This is a genomic window from Desulfobacula toluolica Tol2 (assembly GCF_000307105.1).
Taxonomy (GTDB): domain Bacteria; phylum Desulfobacterota; class Desulfobacteria; order Desulfobacterales; family Desulfobacteraceae; genus Desulfobacula; species Desulfobacula toluolica.
In genome coordinates, this window is sequence record NC_018645.1 from 3,882,173 (window position 1) to 3,901,925 (window position 19,753).

Annotated in this window: 11 protein-coding genes; 1 reads left to right on the forward strand and 10 read right to left on the reverse strand. The window is 43.2% G+C overall.

Features of this window, described 5'->3' with window-relative positions; genetic code table 11:
• Positions 1-21: 21 nt before the first annotated feature.
• From TOL2_RS17665 to TOL2_RS17685, 5 genes are all read right to left on the reverse strand, one after another.
• Positions 22-2,079, reverse strand: a complete 2,058-nt coding sequence (locus tag TOL2_RS17665; RefSeq protein ID WP_232507965.1) for a TonB-dependent receptor — start codon at positions 2,077-2,079, stop codon at positions 22-24.
• Positions 2,080-2,308: 229 nt separating this feature from the next.
• Positions 2,309-3,199 (reverse strand): DUF4198 domain-containing protein, encoded by an 891-nt coding sequence (locus TOL2_RS17670; RefSeq protein WP_014958658.1) that lies wholly within the window; start codon positions 3,197-3,199, stop codon positions 2,309-2,311.
• Positions 3,200-3,234: 35 nt separating this feature from the next.
• Entirely contained in the window at positions 3,235-5,574 is a 2,340-nt protein-coding gene (locus tag TOL2_RS17675; RefSeq protein ID WP_014958659.1) for an efflux RND transporter permease subunit, read from the reverse strand.
• 39 nt (positions 5,575-5,613) lie between these two features.
• Positions 5,614-6,816, reverse strand: a complete 1,203-nt coding sequence (locus TOL2_RS17680; RefSeq protein ID WP_014958660.1) for a DUF1302 family protein — start codon at positions 6,814-6,816, stop codon at positions 5,614-5,616.
• 29 nt (positions 6,817-6,845) lie between these two features.
• On the reverse strand, positions 6,846-7,634 hold the full coding sequence (locus tag TOL2_RS17685; protein WP_014958661.1) for an outer membrane lipoprotein-sorting protein: 789 nt from the start codon (positions 7,632-7,634) through the stop codon (positions 6,846-6,848).
• 406 nt (positions 7,635-8,040) lie between these two features.
• On the opposite strand from TOL2_RS17685, the gene TOL2_RS17690 reads away from it, so the two are divergent.
• A complete protein-coding gene (locus tag TOL2_RS17690) occupies positions 8,041-9,255 on the forward strand; it encodes a DUF2325 domain-containing protein (RefSeq protein WP_014958662.1) in 1,215 nt (404 codons plus the stop codon).
• Between the two features lie 226 nt (positions 9,256-9,481).
• Here TOL2_RS17690 and TOL2_RS17695 read toward each other — a convergent pair whose 3' ends face one another.
• The 5 genes from TOL2_RS17695 to TOL2_RS17715 all read right to left on the reverse strand — a co-directional run bounded on the left by TOL2_RS17695 (position 9,482) and on the right by TOL2_RS17715 (position 19,696).
• The gene (locus TOL2_RS17695) at positions 9,482-10,354 is read right to left on the reverse strand and encodes a class I SAM-dependent methyltransferase (RefSeq protein WP_014958663.1); all 873 of its coding nucleotides are present in this window, start codon (positions 10,352-10,354) and stop codon (positions 9,482-9,484) included.
• Positions 10,355-10,418: 64 nt separating this feature from the next.
• Positions 10,419-13,670, reverse strand: a complete 3,252-nt coding sequence (locus TOL2_RS17700; RefSeq protein WP_014958664.1) for an efflux RND transporter permease subunit — start codon at positions 13,668-13,670, stop codon at positions 10,419-10,421.
• A gap of 3 nt (positions 13,671-13,673) precedes the next feature.
• Complete coding sequence (locus tag TOL2_RS17705; protein WP_014958665.1) at positions 13,674-14,978, reverse strand: efflux RND transporter periplasmic adaptor subunit; 1,305 nt, start codon at positions 14,976-14,978, stop codon at positions 13,674-13,676.
• Positions 14,979-15,078: 100 nt separating this feature from the next.
• Entirely contained in the window at positions 15,079-17,904 is a 2,826-nt protein-coding gene (locus tag TOL2_RS17710; protein ID WP_051012454.1) for an Hsp70 family protein, read from the reverse strand.
• Positions 17,873-19,696, reverse strand: coding sequence for an Hsp70 family protein (locus TOL2_RS17715; RefSeq protein ID WP_014958667.1), 1,824 nt, complete (start codon positions 19,694-19,696; stop codon positions 17,873-17,875). The genes TOL2_RS17710 and TOL2_RS17715 overlap by 32 nt, the downstream gene beginning before the upstream one ends.
• Positions 19,697-19,753: the final 57 nt, after the last annotated feature.

The following is a 19,753-nucleotide window of genomic DNA, read 5'->3' on the forward strand; positions in this document are numbered from 1 at the left end:
TTGAAATCTTTAGCAAAGGCCTTAAAACCTCAGCGTTGCCTGAACTCCGCATGTGAGGGGAGTGCCTAATATTCCTTTTTCTACGCCACCCCTACAGTTGACAAAGTTATAATATGTTTTATCAAATGCATTTTTTATGTAAAAATTGATATTAAAATTTTCAGTTTCATATCCTATTTTCGAATTTGCAATCATATAGGCTTCCTGGCTGTACTTGTTATCCTCGCCGAAATAACTTTTACCGAACCAGGAACCTTCGCCCCTGATGTATATTCCCCATGGAGAATTGTACTGTATGACGAGTCCTGCATTATAATCTGAGGCAAATGGGACACGGTTTCCCTCATATTCCCTGATTTCATGTTTTTCTAATTCCGTTTCAAGCAAGCCAAAAGATGCCATAACCTGCAGCCCGGCAAACGGGCGGAAGATTGTCTCCAGCTCAATTCCCCAGAGAGTTGCTTCCGCTGCATTTTTATAACTCATCTGCCATGTGTCGGGATCAGTATACATTATCTGGATATCGTCCACGGTCGTGTAAAATCCGCACATGTTCGCAATAATCCTGTTGTTCAGCCAGTTTGTTTTCACTCCCGTCTCATATGACCATGCATATTCAGGATCAAACATGGCATCTTCAGGTGTATCTCCCATATGGGAGGAATAACCTCCTGATTTATATCCCTTTGCAACGCTCACATAGGTCATGATTGAATCGTTCGCCCTGAAATCCACAACAAGCTTGGGGGAAACAGCATCCCAGGTTGTGGATGCCTCATAGTCTGCGATAACCGTTCCATTCACGTTGTGAAGGAAGTCGGTCTCTTTTTTATCCCTGTCATAACGAAGTCCCGCAGTAATAGTCAGTCTTTCCTGAAAGGTATACCCTGCCTGCCCGAATAATGAGAATATGTCTGTTTCAATTTCAGATTCGGTTATATCATCGGCATATATTCCGGTGGGAGCATCCATGGTTCCGGTGTCCTTGCGGAAATTATAGTCAGTATCCTCTTCCCCTTTAAGATAAAATCCTCCAAAGATCCACTGAAAAGCATTTTCTTTATCCGTTGAAGCAAGGCGGAGCTCCTGCATCCACTTGTTACTGTCCTGATCATTAACCGCATACTTGAGATTAGCTCCTCCGGAAACAAAATCCTTGCCGCCAATGCTTTGAGATTCACCGGAAACCTTTGCCGTTATTAATGTAAGGTCAAACCATGGTGTATGATGCTTGATTCTCAGAGACCTGATATTTCCATATGTATCACCTTTTTCATCAAGTCCCATGTTTTTAATTTTAAAGGGATCACTGTCCTTTGGAACCCATACTCCATGATCGGAATCGCTATCCTCATCAATTGAGGTAAAAAGGATATTTGTCTCATCCAAAGGAACCCATCTCATCTGAAACCTGCCTGAAATCCAGTTGTCCTTGTGCGTATCCGCGCCCTCTTCCTCAATATAGCTGTCCCTTGTTTTGTATTTTCCTGCAAATCCCATAAAAAGTTTGTCTTTAACAACAGGTCCGCTTACCGAAGCCTTGTATGATCTTAAATCATAATTTCCGTATTCCGCCGTAGCATTTGCCCTGAAGGTGTTGCCTGGTTTTTTTGTTATAATATTTACAACGCCTCCGGCGGAGTTTAATCCGTACAGGTTCCCCTGAGGTCCCCTCAATACCTCTATGCGCTCGGTTTCATAGAGATTTGTGAGCTTTGTCCATGAAGAGAGAATTGCAGGCACGTCATCAACATATATACCGACCGCTCTTGAAGAAGTTATAAGATTGGTCTGTCCCCTTATGCTGTCATAACCGCCCATGTTGCCGCTTGCATAGCTCGAAAAATTCGGGATATGAATGTGGATATCATTAAATGAATTTATTCCCGCATCCTCTATCTGCATTTCACTCAAGGCTGATACGCTGCCCGCCACATCCTGGATGTTTTCTTCCATCTTGTTGGCGGTTATGGTGATTGTATCAACCTGTACCGCATCTTGTGCCTGTACCTGGGCGGAAATAAGCCAGACCAAAGCCAAAACTATAAAAAGCCTGCCCCTGCTTTTAATGATTTGCATTTTTACAAGTTCCTTTTCTTTTTTTCTTGTATTATAAATACTTGACGATTTATCCCATTTCCTTGCAGTATCGAGATCCATATCATTCAAGGGCGTTGTCAAAGTGCGAAATTAAAAAAATTAAAATCCCGTACGAATCATGGCACCTGCCATTTCGCCCTGCTGAAAAGCTATATTACTTCCATGGCAAGGCAGGCTGCTTTAAAACAGCCTGCCGTACAGGCCTGGTCTATTTAACGTTAAAAGTCAGACTGCCACCATGGTAAACCTGATTGGCTTTGCCGTAGAGGTTTTTGAGAGGACCGTCTTTGGTCACATCTTCCTTGTGGCTGACACCGATCATCCACTGACCTGAACTGAGTACACGGAACTGGGCTTTTCCCTTCTTAATGTAAGAAAATAATGAAAAACCGTCACTTTGTCCAAAGCTGCTGCTATGGGCGGTGATATAATCCATACTCCCGGCTTTGGCATCCAGGGGTTTGCCGTAAAAAAGCACATCCACCTCAACCAGATCACCTATATGCAGATTGCTCAGATCAGTGCGGGGAATAATTTCCAGACCGTGACCAAGGGGTTTTGGGTTGGTCCATTTGCCAACCGTGAGGTAGGATTTGGCAAAGGCCTGATATTTAACGGCCATTAATACTTTTTTAATGTCTTTGACTTCGTTTTTCGGTTTCAGTTTAAGCCGTTTATTGCCTTTTTTATCAATAAACTGGGTGTAAAATGTGGATTTTGACATTGCACTGATTTGATACACACCTTGGGCGCTGTCTTTTTTGAAAGCGATTTTCTGGGTGCCAAGGTCAGCGGCAAAAAGATCAAAATTGCCTGTGGTAAGATCCGGCGTGCTGAGCTTGAATTCCGGTTTGATAAGATCTGTTTTCTTAAGATTTGGATCAATCAGTTCAAATTGTTCAATGGCAATCCGGCCGTTTGGAGATGTAAGGATATCATCCATGGGCAAAGCATGCCCCCATCCCAGGGAAATCATGGCATGCCTGGACTTGTGGGCATGGGATTCAAACGAGTTGATCCAGACCGAATGGGCAAACACACTGGTGGAAAAAGCAAGTGCTGCAATCAAAGTAAAACACATGGTAATTTTTTTGTTCATTTTTCTTCTCCTGTTTATCGGGTTGATTTAACGGGCTATTTCCCAAAGGGTTTTGCCCAGACAAGCAATATCGGTGTAACAAAATAATCGGTTAGAAGGGCTGACAGGATACCCACTATTGTTAATGTCCCCATGATAACAAAAACATTGGCGATGGAAGTCAGGTAAACCGAATAATTCGCCATGATGATCAAAGTGGTGAGAAACAGAGGTATCCCTATGGCCGTAAAGGTTTTTCTTGTACTCATGTGATAATCCCCGCATCGCTCATACTCAAGTTTTGTATGGTTGATAAAATGGATGGTGTCGTCCACGGCAAGGCCCAGCAGCATGGGCATAATGGTAATGGTCATCATATCAAGGGGAACACCTGCCCATCCCATGAGTCCTCCAACGGCTATGGCCGGGGTAATATTGGGAATCATGGCAATAAGCCCGGTTTTAAAGCTGCCGAAAACAATGGTCATCAACAGGGTGATAACGCATATGGCTACGAAAAAAGAAGTTATCTGCCCCCAGGAAACCACGTCCTGCATGACTGTAAACTGGGCTATGGAACCTGCCATGGAAATTGTGGCATTTGGGTACATTTTTTGCGCACTTGCCTTTAAGGTTAACAGTTCATTTTTTGCCTCAAAGGAATTATAATCTTCCAGGTCAACCATGAACCTTAAGCGTTTATAATCATAGTCAATCCATTTTTCAGCTTCTCTTCCACCGGCGTTCTCATAAAGGAGCATGATCTGGGCAACCATTTCCCGGGTTTCGGGAATTTTATAAAATTCATGATCTCCCTGGTTCAACGCCTGGTTCATGTCCTTTATGATCTCAACAATGGATGTCACCCTTTTTGTAAGCTTATATCCTTTAGCCTCCTGCATGAGTTGATCAAGCTTCTTTAAATTTTCAGGTTCCCTTGCCATGCCGTTTTCCTTAAACTCAACGACAAGATTATAAGAATAAAGAGAGCCCACCTCGGAATGACTGACATAATCCAATCTTTCAACATAGGGAACTTTTAATCCCATGTTTTTTCGTACATCAAAGGAGACTTCAAGAAACGTAAGCCCAAACCCGCATATGAGGACGCTAAAAACAAAAACCGCCATTATTGCCACGGGCCGGGCAAGTACTATTATACCAAGGCTGTCCATAAGATTTCCAAGCCTGTGATTAATGCTTTTTGCACGTTTTTTTTCAGGGCGGGGCGTTTTGTTTTTCCCAAAGCTTAATAAGCTTGGGATCATTATAATTACAAAGCAGAAGATCACGGCAACCAGCAGGGAAGTTGCTGACCCAATCCACCTGACAGGTTTTACTTCCACAAAATGAAAAGAAGCAAGGGCACCAATGGTGGTAAGGGCTGTAAACAGAAGGGGCCACCCTGTTTCTTTCATTGCATGATAAATGGATTCTTTTCTTTTGCCTGTTTTTGCAAATTCCCTGTCAAAAAACGAAAACACATGGATGGAATAACCGATGGAAACGGCAATACCAAGGTATATCGGGACAACTACCATTCCAATATCAATTGAAATACCCAGAAGCCCCTGGATCCCAAAGGTTATAAAAACACTGCCGAATGCAACAAGAATGGAAATCAAAACGCTCCTGAAAGACCGCAGGGCCAGGGACAGCACAACAAGGGATGCCAGAAGTGAAAGCCCCATGGTTCTTTTCATCTCATGTTTGAAAAAACTCATTTTCTCATGGGAAAGAACCGGAAGGCCGGCCGATTTTGGATTGAGTATCTGATATTTATCCTGGCCGATAATCTTAACAGCCGTTTTTCCCACAACCATATCAGCACCTTGGTTGGTTTCACTTCGCCACCCGTCCGGAAAGGGGTGAAGTCTTAACATGATCCAGGACTGGGTGCTGTCCCTTGAAATAAGTTTTCCCACAAGCAGTTTTTTTGAAAGGGCAAGACTTCTTATCTTTTCCAATTGCCCGGGATCTGTGGGGATAATATCCGGAACAAGATTTATGATCTCAATACCGCTTTCATTTCCAATGGAAAATTCGCAATCCGTTATTGACATGATATCGTCTGCAAAGGGAATCTTTTGTTTGAGCTCATGGCCAAGCTCCCTTATTTTAGACAGAATTTCAGGCGTAAAAAGATCGTCAACCTCCACCATGACCGCCACATAATCACTGTTTCCAAAAATATCCTTAAACTCGTCTTCGGATATTTTTAATGCGGAATTCTCAAGCATATAGCTGTCCCACCCGGCCTCGGTCTTGATTTTTGACAGCCCTGAAAAAGCAATGCCTAAAACCATAATAAACAAAAGGATATTCACATACCTGAACCGTACTATCAATTTAGCCAGCCCATAAAAAAACCAATTGATTTTTTTAATTTCAATCATGGTTGCTCCCTGTAATTTTTTGTAAAATTTTTATTATAATTAAAAACTATATTTTGCCCTGGCCCATACCTGGGTATTATCCTTGTATCTTCCAAAACCGCCTGATCTTTTTCCTGTAAAGATATCCGAACCAAAAAACAGGGAAAAACCATCCATGACCTGGTATTCCGAACTGAGCCGGGTCAAGCTGTCCTTTTCATCCAGATTTAAATAATGCATCCCTGATAAAATAAGCTTTTCCCTGAATAATTTTTTAGAGATATTCGCCGTTACCATTGCTGATTGTTTTGTCTGCTGAATCTTTGCTGAATAATCAAGGATTCTGTCTTCTGTAACCTGGAACGACAAAAACCAGTTGCTTCCCGGTGACCAGTCAAGACCCAAAAGCCATTTGATTTGATCCTTTTTTTCAAGGGAAGCATCCCTGGGTGTTGACAAATACCGGTTGCCATGAGAAAAAGCCGCCTCGCCCCTGAAAACAAAATCATTGTAAGGCCTGGATAATTCCAAACCATAAATATGGAGACGGTAAAATTGAGGATTTACCTGGCACGAACCAGTGTTGCCGGTATATGCATAATACGGAAAATCATTCCAGGTATAAAAATAGGAAACAGCCATATCAAACCCCGGCAAAAAAAGTGCATACTTTGCTCCCAATTCCCCGTTTTCAATATTTTTTTCAGGTTTATTCCCGGCCGTGATGCTGGTGCAGGATAAATCCCCCAAAGACCAGGGGCTGTCCTTATCCGGTGAAATACCCTGCCTGAAAAACGGGATATAAATCAACTCACCTGTGCCATGAGTTCCAAGGAACCTTAATTTTACGGCATCAACCGCCATCCTGATCTCATCAAAATCCCTGGTGATATATTCAGACAGATCAGAAGGCGAGATATTATCCGTGATGCGAAAGCCGTCGGCATTTCCCCAGATAATAATCTGCCTTCCAAGGCGTAAATCCCATGATGAAGCAACATAATCAATATACGCCTCATGCATCGAAATTCCTGATTCATCTTCCAATTTATGATTTGCCGAAAGATTTATTGATGTAAATAAAGACCAAACGTCCTTAAAGCTTCGCGTTTCAAGCCTTGCCATTGTCTCGGATGCAAGCAAATCATTGGGGCTTTCAACCTGCATACAATGCCGTGTCTCTACATATCCTGAAAAATCAAATTCCCGGCCTGAAAATTCAAAACCATGGGATGTTGCGGCAAAAATAAAGCCCAAAACCATCGCAAGACAGGTCTTTATCCGACAAAATCTCACCTGACGATGCCCCGGGATATTGTAGCAGTCTGGAAAAAAGAATCCGCAACGCCGATATTGTATTTAACATTACTCATCTTCATTATTGTGGTATGATTTTCCCTTGTATTTTGCATTTCCATCTCAAAGATGGTCCAGATAGCGTTGTGCAGCTTTAAATCTTTGACCGCAAAGGTTTTAATCAAACCCTGGGAATCATAATATTCAGCTTTAACAACAGCCTTTGCATCCTTGTTGACCCACAGGATTTTTCTGTCATAATAGGTATCTTTTTCAAGGGGAACAGACTCAATCTTCCAGCAGCTTGAGCCATTGATTGATTCTTCTCCGGTTAAGAAATGGGTGTCTTCATCAACATTTCTTTTGCCCATGTCATCATAGGTGAAATCACTTCCCATGAAATAATCATTGGTGGATTCCCCACAAATTCTCCTTACCTTTCTTAAGGCCGGCATATAGAGCCATTTATCATCATCCCTGCCAGGTGTATCCCATTCCCACGAGAGAAAAGAGGTGTCTTTGACATCTGCTGGTTTTTTAAAACACATCAGCTTTTTGGAATCTTTGCCATAGTCCTTTCTATAAGAGACCATCTGCCTTACCCGTTTTTTTCCCCTGTGATTTACAAGGGTCATCTCAACAATTGTTTTTGAATCATCGCCATCTTCACGCTCATCAACCATGACCATCACATCCCGGCCTGTTAACGCCAGAGCATTTACACAAAAAAATCCCGGAATTAAAAACAGACACAAAATTGCAATAAAAAATATTTTTCCGACCATTCAACCTCCTGATTATAAATCAATACAATATTAGCTTTTAATTAAAATATTTGGCACTCCTAACATATAAAAATCATTATTTACTACCCCGAGAGGGAGTTTTTATGCTCCATAAGGGAGTTAGAAACAAAAAAACAACACATTGAAAGCGTAAAAATCCTGAGAAACTAAACTGTCCGGATACATGGAATTGAATACTTCTATTAGCTTTAATAAAAAAATTAGCCTTGCCTAACTTTTTTTATTGACAAAACCCAGATACCCAGTTTATATTCTCTTTTAAAAAGTTGGACAATCCAAACTTTGTTATCTCTAACTTTAAGGATAAAAGTATGAAATCAAACTTTTATTTAAAAACTAAAAAAAACACTCAACCAAGAAATAATATCAGAATAAAGGAAAAAACATGTCAGATATACTGTCAAAATTTATGAACATCTGGGAAGTGAAAAGCCATTTCAAGTGTCCGATTATTGGTGCAATGCTTTCTGTTGAAAAGCATAAAAACATTTTAAAGAAATGTGGTTATAACGTAAAGGAAATGAAGCCCTATGAATACCACCAGCAGATCATGATAAAGCTTCATGATAAAAACCATGTGTCGGTAAAGGTGAACAATTATATCCTAAACATTGCCCGTAAGCTGATGATTCGGATCAACGGCCTGCCGGATCATGAAATACGATCACTTTGGAAGAAACAATTAAAAAAAGGAAACGTAGGCCCCATGATGTATGCCATCGTTTCCTATAAAAACACCGATATGGAACTGCTCCAGGATGTCTACGGAGAAGTACATATGCAGGCACATGCCAACATGACTGAAATTTTTCATATCCGGCAAAAACAGCGCAGGTCAGAGGAAATCCTCACACAAATGCAAAAAAAAATAACCCTTAAAAATGAAGAATTCAAAACACTGTCTGATATACGAAAGGCAGACAAAAAAAAAATAGCCTTGCTCAAGGCTGAAAACCTTACCATGCAAACAAGGATAACTGAGTTGGAAAAAACACTTTATCCGAAGAGCTATCAGGAAAATACCACCCGCAGCTTAGAGTTAAAAATCACTGATCTTGAACAATGCATTAAAAACGAACAGAAAAAGTTGAGGATCAAGGAACGTGAAAAAAAATCCATCCAGATAGAGCTTTTCAGTGTCAGGAATAAAAACGAATTGATGAAAGAGGAAATCCAATCCTTGGTAGAGGGATTCAAACTCTGTGCATCTCCGGGCTGCACTGAAAAAAGCAATTGCCAAATCAGCGGTAATTGTACTGAAAATACATGCCCACGATATCAGCTCTGTGCCAAACGGATATTTATGATCGGCGGACTAACCAAAATGGAATCACTTTACAGAAAAATCGTTGAAACCGCAGGAGGAGAATTCAACTATCATGACGGATATATGAAAAATGCACATACAAATCTGAAAGCAAAAGTCAAGCAGTGCGACGTGGTCTTATGTCCGGTTAACTGCAACAGCCATGGCGCATGTCTTAAAGTAAAAAAACTTTGCAACCGCTATAACAAGCAGCTGAAAATCCTCAACAGCTCAAGCCTTTCAGCTGTCTCCCAAGCCTTGTTTATACCTGAAAACGAAGCAAGGATGAACTGAGCAGACAGGGATAAGGATGATCACGGGAACATCTTTTATGCAGCAATTCTGAATTTGGCGATTAACCGGAATTCATTTTCAACTTTCCAACGTACTCTTCCCGCTTGAATTATTTGTTCAACGTTTGAGTCGTATATAATGAAATCTGTCATGAATGAATTGTAACAACAGGTTTTCTGCGTCTTTTTGTTGGTTATGGTGATGTCTGTTCCATCCTTAATAACCGTTATGGATAAGATTTGTCAATTATCCAGACAGCCGTGGCAGTCAGCCCTTTATGCTGCCTGACGATATGATTGTCAGGTGTTGAGACAGTATCAAGATGACGTCGGATAATCTCTTCAAGTTCACCTTCAGGTTTGTTGCTTACCTTTTGAAAAAAAGCCATCTGGCTGTCAAATTCATCTTTGATTGAAACGGTTTGCTCCCATTCAATGGTATCAAAGGTAATCTCCGGAAAAAAACCCATGGAAAACAATAAATTTATTTTATACAAAATGCTCTGCGGTTTATCTTCCAAAGGGATTCCCATAATTTTTTGCCACAGATCTGAAAGAATGGTATGCTTTCTTTTTGCAGCCCATCCCCTTATGGCACAGCCTTTTTTTGAACAACTCATCATCTTGAAAAAAGAGTCAGGGCCTGCAACACCAGGGGACATGAATGCAATCACAAGGTCAAATTTCTTTTCCCATCCGTTTGCTGCTATATCCGTCTTATACCAATTTTCATGAAGAATAGTGATCTGTTCTTTAATTTCATTGGGAATGTTTTGTTTAAATACAGATAGCATCCCTTGGGAAAAATCAAGGGCAGTCACCTTTGCTCCCTGTTTTGCCAGTTCAATGGCAAGCATACCCGTCCCGCAACCGATTTCAAGGACGGTCATTCCCTTGAACAAAAGCCCGCTTCTTTCTAAAAATTCAAGAGTTTTTTCCAGGCGGCGATCCCGGACTTCCTTTTTGTTCTGATTATATGTTTGTGCAGCTTTATCCCAGTATTCCGGGGTGGAAAAACCTTTATGAACATTGTAGGTATCTGTTTGTTTATCCTTTTCCCACTCTGTGAGCCAAAATTTTTTATTAAATATATTGTCCATTTTGATTGCTTTTTTTATTGGGTTATTTTTTTTATTGGGTTGTTGTTTTTATTAGGTTAATTTTCTATTTAATTGCTTTATATAATGATGGTTTGTTTTTACTTAATTTGATTTCATCTTCTACTTTGACTTCATCCTCTCCTGCAACAAAGAGTCTTGTCAAGTCGTTAATAACAACATATAGAGCAGGAACAAAAATAAGGGTTAAAACAGTGGCTGCAATGAGGCCGAAACTTATACTAACAGCCATGGGAATTAAAAACTGGGCCTGGAAACTGGTTTCCAAAAGCAGCGGAAAAAGTCCGGCAACAGTTGTCACAGATGTCAAAAGAACCGGCCGGAACCTGTTTTGACCGGCTTCAATAACAGAGGCGAACATGCCTGCACCTCGCCTGATTTTTGAATTGATAAAATCAATTAAAATCAATGAATCATTCACCACAATACCGGACAAAGCAACAATTCCGAAAATACTGATCATGGTTATATCAAGATCCATGACATAGTGACCGGCAACCGCACCGATAAGACCGAAGGGAATGGCGGTCATGATTATCACCGGCTGGATATAGGAGCGAAACTGGCTGGCAAGAAGTAAAAACATGATCATGGCTGCAAGGGAAAATCCCAGTTTCAGGCTGTCAATGGATTCTTCGGTCCGCCTGGCCTGGCCTTCCAGATCATAACTCACTCCCGGAAACCGGTTGACAAGAGTGTCCAGATAATTTTCTTTCAAATCTTCAACAATTTGTCTTGCATTGGCAGCAGTTTCATCAATATCTGAAATAACAGTAATGATCCGTTTTCTATCCACCCGCTGAATGGTTGAATACCCTCTTTTCATTTCAATATCCGCCACTTGGTTCAACGGGATCTGCCTGCCGTCACGGGTTTTTATCCTCAACTCATCAATACTGGATTCCGATTCCCTTTCTTTTTGAGAATAGCGCACCATTACCTTGATATCATCCCTGCCTCTCTGGATCTTTAAAACTTCATCTCCATAATAGGACTGGCGTATCTGTGTGGCAATATCTGCCATGGTTATGCCCAATGACCCGGCCCCTTTTTTGATATGAATGCGTTTTTCCATTTTACCGGGCCTGAAATTATCCGTAACATCAAAAGTCCCGGGATATTTGGCAATTTCATTTTTCAAGGCGGTTGCCGCAAGTTCCAGCTGCTCCAGATCAAATCCGGCCAGTTGAATTTCAATGGGGTTTCCACCTGGCCCTCCGCCTATAATGGAAAAGCTCAGCTGTTCAGCCCCTAAAATATCTCCGGTCAATTCACGCCATTTTGCCGTCACATCAGGCGCGGAGATATCAGGCCGCTTTGATGCGGGCTGGATCTCTATCCAGGCTTCTCCGCAATGCCCTCCGTAAACACCAGGTTTCCAGTCTCTTCTGGGAATGATACCCACCTGGGAAAAATGATTGACAACCAGATCTTCTCCTCCTTCCACCCTATGCCTGAAAAAAGAATTAAGTTCAACAGCCCCTTTTTCAATTTGCTTTATGGTTTTTTCCGTAGCTTCAAAAGGAGTTCCCAAGGGATAGATAATGTCTGCAACAATCCAGTTGCTGTCGGTTTTCGGGAAAAACACAAAAGGCACATGACCGCCTGCCATAAAGCCGATACTGACAATCAGCACCCCAAACCCAACGGCAAGTGTAAAATATTGATTCTTGACACAATACTTTAAAGCAGGGGTATAAATTGAATAAATAAAGCCGGTCAAGGCTTTTTCAACCCTGTCCCGGAACCATTTATGACCGTCTAAAAGATCTTTTTTCAACCAGTCCAGCCAGGAAAAACAGACACGGCAAATCAAGGTTTTATTCTTTTTTGCCGTTGTCAATGCATGATCCAGGTGTGCCGGCAAAATGATAAAGGCTTCAACAAGAGAAATGACAAGAATACAGATCACAGTCTGGGGCATGATAGAGATAAATTTGCCCATAATCCCTGCAATGTGCATCAGCGGTATAAATGCCACAATGGTTGTGGTCACGGCCATCACAACCGGTGCCCCAATCCGGCCAATGCTGTCAATCACTGCGGTTTTGGCAGATTTCCCCATTTTATAATGAGTATAGACATTTTCACCCACAATAATGGCATCGTCCACCAGAATACCCAATGTCATGATAAACCCGAACAAGGAGAGCATGTTTATGGAGGCACCCAAATAATCCAGAACAAGAAAAGCCCCCATAAAGGATATGGGAATGCCTGCCGCCACCCAGAAGGCAAGTCCGAGATCAAGAAACAAAGCCAGCACGATAAATACCAGCAATATGCCCTGGATGCCGTTTTTCAACAAAAGATCAATCCTGCCCTGTACCATATCGGCCATATCAAACCAATATCCCAGGACAATTCCTCTGGGAAGAGAATCTTTATGATTTTCAATATACGCTTTTACCGTGTTGGAAATGGCAATGTTATCCTGACTGTCCGTACGCCGGACAACAACCAGTACAGCAGGCTTACCGTTAAAACGTGCCTTGATATCCGTATCTTCAAATCCATCGATAACTGTTGCAATATCCCCAAGCCGGAGGGTTGTCCCGTCTTCTCTTGTCACCACTGGAATTTGTTCAAATTCCTCGCCAGTGTAATGTTTTCCTTTGGCACGAACAAGAAACTCCCCACCCTTTGTCTTGATCTTGCCACCGGGCAGATCAAGGCTTCCTGTTTTTACCGCAGCAGCAACCTGGTCAAAAGAAAGATTAAGCCGCCGCAGTGTTTCTTCAGATACTTCAACGGAAATTTCATAGTCCCTGACACCAATAAGGCTTGCAAGTGAAATGTCATCGGTTTCTACAAGATCGTCCCTTATTTTTTCGGCTGTATGGCGCAGCACCCTTTCGTCAGCATCCCCGTAAACAGCAAGATATATGGCCGGATCATTGTTTTTAATTTCCACGACAACCGGGTCTTCCGCCTGATCAGGAAATGAATCAATCAGATCAATCTGGGTTTTAATCTCATCAAGTTTTTCATTTATGTCTGTCCCGGCCTTTAATTCCAACAATACCGAACCCTGACCCTCAAGGGCTGTCGAGTACATTGTTTTGACATCTTCAAGGCTTTTGAGCCGCTCTTCGATCTTGATACATATTCCTTCTTCCACTTCCTCCGGGGATGCTCCGGGATATGCTACCGAGATATCGATCATATCAAGAGAAAACTGGGGAAACATTTCCCGTTTCATGTTTAAAATCGTATACAGGCCTGCCACAATGAGAAAAATCATGATCAGGTTCACGGACACCCTGTGTTCAACAGACCAATTTCCCAATGCTTTCATGTTTTAGTTCCCATTTGATTTTATGGTCAAGGCCATTCCCTCCCGGGCACCGGGAAGCGGAGATGTGATTATTTTATCGCCCGGAGCAAGTCCTTTGCTAATATAAATTTCTTCTTCAAATTTTCTTAAAACAGTGACCTTCTTCATTTTCAAATGACTGTCGTTTACCGTAAAAAAAACATCACCGTCTCTTAACAGATGCCGTGGCAATACAAAAAGATTGTCGTAAGTCTGTCCCATAATGCTGCATTTGACAAATGTACCCGGTCTTAAATCAAATATATGTTTTATTTTGACATCAGGGTTCAGTATTTCAAGTGTCATGGGCAAAGTCCTTGTCTTTTCATCGATATTGGCCTTTAACCTGGCGACTTTTGCGTCCCATACATATGTTTTTATGCTGTCAAAATTAGCCACGATTACCTTTGCAACCGGCATTTTTCCATTGAGAAAAAAAGATTCAATCCATTTCATTTTTTCCAAAGGGATTCTCACATCAACATCCAGGCTGTTTTTTTGATACATTGCTCCCAGGATTTGACCGGGGGTGACATATTCTGCTTTTTCAACAAACTTATCCAGGACAAACCCATTAAACTCAGAATTAATACGGGTCTTTTGCAACGCAAGGTCGGCTTTTTGCAAATCAACCCTGGCCATGGCAAGGGCGGCTTTTTTCTGCTCCATCAAGGTATCTGTCAAAAAAAGCCGGTTACGGATATTCTGCAATTGAATCTTTGCCTGCAAATATTGCTGTTCAGCCTTGTCCAGGCTGTTTTTCGACGCAAATTGATTACGGGTCAATGTTTTGACTCTTTCAAGTTCTTTTTGGGTTAAATCAACATTGGCCGTTGAAAGCAGGATATCGTTTTTCAAATTTTCAATATCCTGTTTCAAGCTCTCAATATCCGCGTTTGCCTGCCTGATTCTCACCTGCCCTGTCTGCCGCTCCAGTTGATACGATCTTTGATCAATCCCGACCAGAAGATCTCCCTTGCCTATCATCCCCCCTTCAATAAAAGAAGGATGCAAATAATCAATTCGTCCGGGAACCTCAACGGCAATTTTTACCAGTTTTCTTGGTTTTACCGTGCCATATGCGTCTATGGTCATAGTTTTTGAAACCGGTTTTACCACCATGATTTTTACACTTGGAGGTGTTTTAACAATTTGTTTTTTTTCAGGTTTTTCTTTTAAAGAGATGAGCAGTTTTGCAGCACCAACAGCAACGGCCAGAACAATAACAACCCTTAAGAATCTAAAAACAACAGAGCTGAATCCCTTAATTTTGTATGAGTTTTTCATCATTTGGGTATTGTCTCCTCGATGTCTTCATTCCTGACCACCCCCATAACAATCATCACAAAAAAAAATACAGCACAAATTACCAACAAAGGAGGAAAGTTAACTACCCATGAAGAACAATCCCCGAAGGAAGCGCTTCTCCGAAAATAGTGTTCTCCTCTTTTTTACTGAGGCAAACCACATGATGAAGCGGTTTTGTCATGGCATCGGAAATATTTTGGTTTGTCATCCATTCTTGTATCCGGTCAATTGTCTCCGGATTAATATCCCGCATGCGATCCCCGGTTTTTCTTGCCAGCTGAACTAGAGCGGCAGCCACAGGTTTTGGGTTCTGTTGCTTAAAGGACAGCAGTTTTTCAATCCAGGGCTCCACTTTTGACGGGGGAATTACCCGGTCAACCGACCCATAAAGCAGCTCTCTTGCCCCAATCCTTGACAAGGACCAGAAATGCTGATCAACTGATTTTTTAGCAATCATCTCGGACAAAAGCTGGTTGCCCCATTTCACCTTGTCCTTGACCAGCAGCCTTTCCATGTTGGCCACTGCCATCCATATTTCAAGACGCTCCTGGGGAGAAATTTTAGGGGCGCTTGTTTTTTTATGGCTGATAAGGGAACTCAGTTCCTGAACAAACTGCCGCTGCTGACCTGCGGTAAGACCCGCCGCCACACGCCTCCAGAGAATCCACCACTCGGATTTGACCTGGGCGCTTTTATTGAACACAGGCCCCTGCTTGAAAATTTTCCATATTTTTTTGACCCGTTCTTCATCAAAGCTTTGACCAAAGCCGGGACGAACGGCATAACCGGTAAGATTAAGCCAGCGGTGTTCAAATTGTGCCGATATTTTCCGGGCCTCAATATTTTCCAGCATCTGATCGGCAATGGCACGGACAAAGGAAAGGGGCCATTTGGCTTTGGAGGTTCCGGTCATTTTTGAAATGGTTTTGGGCACGGATACCAGAGGAATCCCGGTTCCATCCTGTTTGTTTTCTTTGGAAAAAGCGGTTCGTATAACACCCAATGCCGCCTGAACCAGCTTTTCCTCATACACTTCCGCTTCAACAACCTCAACAGCATCCGCACCATTTCCCGAACGAAGCTGAAACTGAAGCTGCCACCGGTGGTCACTAGCCAGGGAACGGCACCAGAGAACCAGGGTTCCGATTTCAGTATATTGCGCTTCAACCTGAACCGGGATCTCGGCTGCTTCACCTTTTTTGCCGAATTTGATGATGGTCTGAATGGAAGGAAGGGTTGTGAGAGTCTCATCCACATCAACCACATCACAGCATTTGTCGCCGGAACGGTAACTGGAACTGAACACTTCAAAACTCACGGGCCGGTTGGCAAGCACGGTCATTTTCTTGCCTTCAAGCCGGATATCGGTGCCTTCATCAAGCCCCCTTTCCACAAGGCATACAGCCTTGGCAGAAGTCTGTTTGCCATTTTCCAAAACAGAAATTCCAAGATAATAGGCCCTGGGACTGCCGCTTCCCACCCTGACGCCTTTGCCGATTTTTGCAAGACCATAGTAGGATGCGCCCAGAGCAACGGAAAGATCAGGATCAGGGTTTTCCAAGACCCTGGGAAGGGTCTCATCCTCCTCTTTAAACCAGTACCGCACAGCCTTTCTGATTTTTTCCGTAATCACTTTGGGTTTGAGTGATCCCCCGTTAAAGAAAATATGGTCGGGTGCATGGTTCTTGTTGAGCAGCTGTTCAATATCAGCCTTGTGATTTTCCAGAAACCATCCCAGATGTTTTGTCATGGCAGGTTCCTGCTCATAAGGAAGCCCGAATTCGCTGATCCCTTTTCTCGTGTCAGCTTTTTTTACCGTTTCAATATCCACATCCGGGAAAAACCCTTCCAGGACAGTCTCTTCAAGCATCTCCCGGGTCAGTTTTGCAGAAACCGTACCCTTGATCAGACTCCTGCCCTCTCCCCTCATGGCAATATGTTCCACATCGGTTTTGCCGCTCAGAATATTTTCTTTGGCCCGGCGGCACTGGTGACAAAGCTCTTTCCACCGGTCTCCGGAAAGGGCTGGCCTGTTTTTATCAAAAGTTTTCTCCACGCTTAGAGCCAAAGCAAGGTCAATATTGTCGCCTCCCAGGATCAAGTGATCCCCCACGGCAATTCTTTCAAACCGGGAGGTGCCTTGGGTTTCTCTCAGGGTAATCAGGGTAAAATCCGTTGTACCGCCGCCGATATCGCACACCAGGATAAGTTCTCCCGGATTAACATGCCTGGCCCAGTCTTTTTCGTGCTTAATCAGCCAGCTGTAAAAGGCTGCCAGGGGTTCTTCAAGCAGGGTGACTTTTTTAAGACCGGCCATTTTTGCTGCCTCAACAGTCAGATCCCTTGCCACCTCATCAAAAGAGGCGGGAACCGTTATCACGACAAACTGGTTTTCAAGGTAAAGATCCTCATTGTTTCCCCGCCCGGCATTCCAGGTTTTTTTTATATGCTCCAGGTAAGCACAGGTGGCATCCACAGGCGAAACTTTTCCCATATCCGTTCGCGCTCCCCAGGGAAGAATTTTTGCCCGCCTGTCCGCCTTATCATGGCAAAGCCAGCTCTTGGCGGACGAGACAAGACGGGAAGGAACCTTTGATCCGTGATCTCTTGCAAAAGCCCCTGCAAAATTTTTCTGGGTGGGGTTCCAGGGCTGAAAAACAGAATTTTCCGATATGTCATACTCACCCGGGATGTAGAGAAAAGAGGGAAGAACCGAAAGCCTGTTCACCTCTCCTGCACCTGTAAGCTGGGGAACCTTGAAAATTCTTATCCCTTTTGCATAAGATTTTCCCCTGCCACCGCCTTCTTCAAGATCCACATAAGAGACCGCTGTATTGGTTGTTCCCAGATCAATTCCAATGATATATCGAATGGCATCAAGATTCAAAATCGTCTCTCTCCCGTACATTAAATTCAAGCTTCCATCTCTGGCCATCTTCCCTTGAAACGCACCAGAATTCAAGGGTTCCTATTTCCGTCACCTTGATTTCAATGGTCACAGGAATCACGCTCCCATACTCTCCTTCAAGCACGGTTTCAATGGTACTCATATTTTCTATCTCGCCTTGTTCCCATTCCTCCACCACAGTTCCCACAACATCTTCATGACGGCATGTTGACTCCATGATATCAAAACTGACCTCTTCTCCCACAACAATGACAAACTCCTGGTCCTCCACATGTGCTTCGGTGCCTTCCTCCATACCGTAAGGGGCAAGGCAAAGGGCCTTGACCGGTGCAGGCAGTCCGGGAATCGCAGGCATTGCCGCCGCAATACTCATATAATAGGATCGTCCCAGGCCGCCCCGAATACGTATGCCGTCTCCCCTTCTTGCCCGACCGTAATAGGCCGCACCCCTTGCCACGGAGAGATCAAAATTTTCCGAAGCAATTTCACGCACCTCAGGCGAGTCAAGCCCTGCCTCCTTGCGCCATGAGCAAAGCGTATCCAGAATCCTTTTTCGTACCGGATCAGCCTTCATGATACCGCCGTTAAACAGAACCGCGTTGGGAATCTCCATTTTCTCGCCATTTGATTTTTGCCGGGAAAGAAATTTGGCCATATGTTTTGTGATTGCTGGATCTGCCTCGTAAGAGAGACCCAGCTCCCGGATTCCTGATTTCTGTCGCGCAACCGGCATAGCATTGCTGTCACATTGAGGGAAAAAACCATCCACAAGAATATTTTCAACATCTGTTTTTGCAAGGTCTATTTTAATGGTTCCACCGATCAAACCGCTGCCCCGCCCGAGAACCGTGACGGGGAACTTATCCATTTCCGGATTCTGAAGCATTTTTTCTTTGGCATTCCGGCAGCTGTGGCTCAAGCCCTGCATCTGCCAGACATCCAGTTTCTTGCCTTTTTCCGCCAGCTTTTGGGAAACAAAATAAGCCAGGGCAAGATCCATATTGTCCCCGCCCACAAGAAGGTGGTCTCCCACGGCAACTCTTTCCAGTACAAGATCCCCCTCCTCTTCCGAGATGCGGATCAAACTAAAATCCGTAGTCCCCCCCCCAATGTCACATACAAGCACAGTGTCATCTTTTTTAACAACTTTTCGCCATTTGTCATCCAGGGCTTCTATCCAGGAGTAAAAAGCGGCCTGGGGCTCTTCAAGAAGGGTTATATTCTCAAAACCGGTCATTGTGGCGGCATTTGCCGTCAATTCCCTGGCCACTGCATCAAAAGAGGCGGGAACGGTCAAGTAGACATCCTGATTTTCTATTATAAAATCTTTATTTTCTTTTGCCATCACATGATTCCAGGCATCACGGATATGGGATAAAATAGCAGAAGAAGCCTCCACCGGAGACATTTTTGAAATATCTCCCGGCCCTTTCCATGGCAGCACCGGTTTGTTCCTGTCGATCAGGGTATTGCAGAGCCATGACTTGGCAGACGAAATCATGCGCTGAGGAATCTCTGCACCGCGATTTCTGGCAAATTCCCCCACAGTTATAGCGTTTCCGGTTCCGAAACCCGTCTCCAGGGCACCATCGGACACATCGTGTTTTTCAGGCATGAAAATAAATGAGGGGAGCATCTCCCGCTCTACTACAACCCCTGCATCCACAAGCTGGGGAATATTGAATACCTTGATGGTATTTTCTTCACCTTCTGCGGGATTTATTTTTGTATATGACACAATGCTGTTGGTTGTACCAAGATCAATTCCAATGATATATGTTTGTTCAGCCAAGGTATTTGTCCTCAACATTTTGGGTTAATAAAAATATGCCGTGCCTGTCGTTCCTCC